This window comes from Micromonospora inaquosa, assembly GCF_003857055.1.
Classification (GTDB): domain Bacteria; phylum Actinomycetota; class Actinomycetes; order Mycobacteriales; family Micromonosporaceae; genus Micromonospora; species Micromonospora inaquosa.
Window position 1 is genome coordinate 1 of sequence record NZ_QGSZ01000070.1, and the last position, 3259, is coordinate 3259.

Below are 3259 nucleotides of genomic sequence, written 5' to 3' on the forward strand. Positions count from 1 at the left end.
TTACTACGCGTCTCGTGGGCTCGGAGATGTGTATAAGAGCCAGGCGCAGCGGCCGCCCCACCTCGTGCAGATGACCAAGTGCCTGCCGGTACGACTCGACCAGCCCGGTCTCGGCGTACGGGATGCCCTGCTCGACGCAGTAGGCACGGACGATCGGCTGGGCCCGGCGCAGGTTGGCGCGCGGCATGTTCGGGAACAGGTGGTGCTCGATCTGGTAGTTGAGACCGCCGAGCGTGGTGTCCACCAGTCGACTGCCCCGCACGTTGCGGGAGGTCAGCACCTGCTTACGCAGGTAGTCCAACTCGTCCTCGGCGGTCGGCATCGGCATGCCCTTGTGGTTCGGCGCGAACGCGCAGCCCATGTAGAGGCCCCACAGTGCCTGGTGCACGACGGCGAAGAGCAGCGCCTTGACCGGCGACATGACCGCCAACAGCAGTGCCGCGTAGGCGGCGGTGTGCACGACGAGCAGCGCCGCCTCGACCGCCCGGTGCCGCATCGGGACCGTGTACTTGCCGTCCTCCCGACCGATGATCGCCCGGATGCTCGCCACGTGCAGGCTCAGGCCCTCCAGCAGCAGCATCGGGAAGAAGAGGTACGCCTGCCGCTTGGCCAGCCAACGGTTGATCCCACGGGTCTCCAGCGCCTGCTCGGGCGTCCACACCAGGGCCCCCGCGCCGACGTCCGGGTCCTCGTCCTCGTGGTTCGGGTTGGCGTGGTGCCGGTTGTGCTTGTCGACCCACCAGCCGTAGCTGATCCCCACCGCCACGTTGCCGGCGAACAACCCCACCAACTCGCTGGGGCCACGCCGACGGAACATCTGGCGGTGCCCGGCGTCGTGGCCGAGGAACGCGACCTGGGTGGTGGCCACCGCCATCAGAGCCGCGAGCGGAAGCTGCCACCAGGAGTCGCCCAGCAGGAACACGGCCACCCAGCCGGCCACGAACGCACCGAGGGTGAGCACGATGCGGGTGACATACCAGCCGGGGCGCCGCTCCAGCAGGCCTGCCTGGCTGATCCGTCGGGACAACTGTGCGTAGTCACTACCTCGCCGTCGTACCGGCGGTTCCGCCACCGCGCCGAGCGCCATCGCTACTCCCGTTCCGCTTGCGCCCGTACCGGTGTGGTTCGGGCTTATTGTCAAGTCTCCCGATCGCGGTAGCGCTGAGTAACCCCGACAGCCCCCGAATGCGGGGTAGGGCAGGCCCTACCCCTAGTGGTTCGACTCAGCCGAGTCGGCCCACCGCGGCACGCAGTCGAGCCAGGTCACGTCGACGCCGCTCGTAGGTGGCGGCGAGCCCGACCAGCGCCAACCCACCGACCCCCAGGTAGATCCAGCGGGGCAGCAGATCCCACCCTCGGGCCAGCTCGTGCAGCGCCAACAGCGTCAGCACCCCGCCGCCGAGCAGCACCGGCGCCTGCCACCGCCGGGTCGCGCCGGCCAGCACCGCGCCGATCGCCGCCGCGCCGAGGAGCAGTCGCCGCCACGGCTGCGGGTCCGACCCGGCCAGCACCGACACGAGGCTGGGCAGCAACGCCGCGACCAGCCCCGGGCCGAGGGCCGACCAGCTGGTCAGCCCTGGCCGGGTGCGCAGCGCCACCAGACCCGCGCCGACGGCCAGCGCCGCGGCCGGCAAGGTGTACGCCTCCAGCACTGTCACCCCACCGGCGGCCAGCAGCACCCAGGCCCCGAGCAACTCGCTGCCGGCGGCGATCCCGGCGAACGCCCACCGCCGACCGGCCGGTTCCCCCCGGCGCAACAGTCGCAGCGCGACGGCGACGCCCCAGAGCACGCAGACGGTGGCGAGGTGCCGCGCCACCTCGACAGCGAGCACCGCCGCCACCAACGCGACGGCCTGCGCGGCGGCGTCCAGCACCCGACCCAGCTGGGCCCGGGCCGGGGTGACCGCCGCCGCGGCCAGCACCAACGCGGCCACCGCCAGCAGCGGGTACGCGGCGGCCCGCAACGGCAGCCCGCCGGCGAGCGGGGCGGTCACCGCCAACGCGGACGCCGCACCCACGGCGGCGAGACAACCGACGACCCGTACCTCGAACCCGCGCGCCCCGGCGGCGACCGCGACCGCCGCCACCAGCAGCGCCCCCTCGGCCGCGAGCGTCCCGGCCCGGGTGGCCAACAGACCCGCCACACCGGAGGCCACCAGCACCACGCCCACCGGCACGGCGACCGGGGCGAGCGCCGGGCGGGGCGCGGCCAGCGCGGTGAACAGCAGCGCGGCCAGGCCGGCGAGCAGGACGGCGGCCGGCAGCACCGGCCACGGCGCGCCGACCGCGATGAGCAGCACCGGCAGCGCCGCCGCGACGAACGGCAGCGCGAACGGCACCGGCCGGCCCACCCGCCGACCGGCCAATACCGCGGCCACCGCCAACACGACCAGCGCGAACCCCACCGGGAGCACCGTCGGGTCGGCGACCACCGTGGGCACCCCCGACCACACCCGGTCGCGCCCGTCGTGCGGCGACACGAGCGCGGTCAGCACCGTCGGCAGGGCCACCAGGACGGCGACAACCGCCATCGTTCCGCCCGCCGCCAGCACCAGCGCCAACCGGGCCGGCTGGCGCTCGTCGGCCGAAGGCCGGTCCCCGAGAGCGACGAACGCGATGCCCAGCGCCGCCAGCGCGGCGTACAGCGCGAGCGGCTCGTCACCCGCCCCGACCAGCGGCGCGAGGCCGGGCACGGTCACGGCGACGACAGCGCCGGTCACCGCGTACCCGATCAGCTCCAGCCGGTGGCGACGCGCCGCGAGCGCCGCGACCAGCGACAGCCCGGCGGCGGCCAGCGCGAGCCGGGCCTGCCACCACGGCGGCGCACCCCCGGCGAACAACGCCACCGCCGCGATCCCGGGCAGCGAAAGCTGCCCGACCAGCAGACCCACACCGGCCACCTCCCGGTACGCCCCGACCCCCCGTCGTACCGCCAGGGCAAGCCCGATCCCGGCGAGCACGCCGAGCGCCACCAGGGCCCCGGTCGGGGCGGCCAGGGCGACCAGCAACCCGTGCCCGAGCAGGACGGCACCGCCGAGCGCCCGGATGAACAGGGCTACCGGTGGGGTGCTCGGGCGGGCCAGCACGGCGAGCAGCAACGCGACCCCGCCGACCAGGTCGATGGCCAGCACCTGAGGCCAGGAGGCCGGCCAGCCGGCGGGCACGGCGAACAGCACCGCCACCGCGCCGGCCGTGACCAGCGCCGTCCGTGCGCCCCGGGGCAGCAGGAGCACCGCCGCGCCGACCGCCAGCGCCACAC

The 3259-nt window shown here is 74.8% G+C and carries 2 protein-coding genes; both read right to left on the bottom strand.

All coding sequences use genetic code 11. The features are described from left to right. Positions 1–1087: fatty acid desaturase family protein (locus tag DLJ59_RS01055; RefSeq protein WP_148096917.1), on the bottom strand; the 1087-nt coding region annotated here is incomplete at its 3' end. A 136-nt stretch (positions 1088–1223) separates the two neighbouring features. Then, on the bottom strand, positions 1224–3259 hold a 2036-nt coding region (locus DLJ59_RS01060), incomplete at its 5' end, for an SCO7613 C-terminal domain-containing membrane protein (protein WP_425271375.1).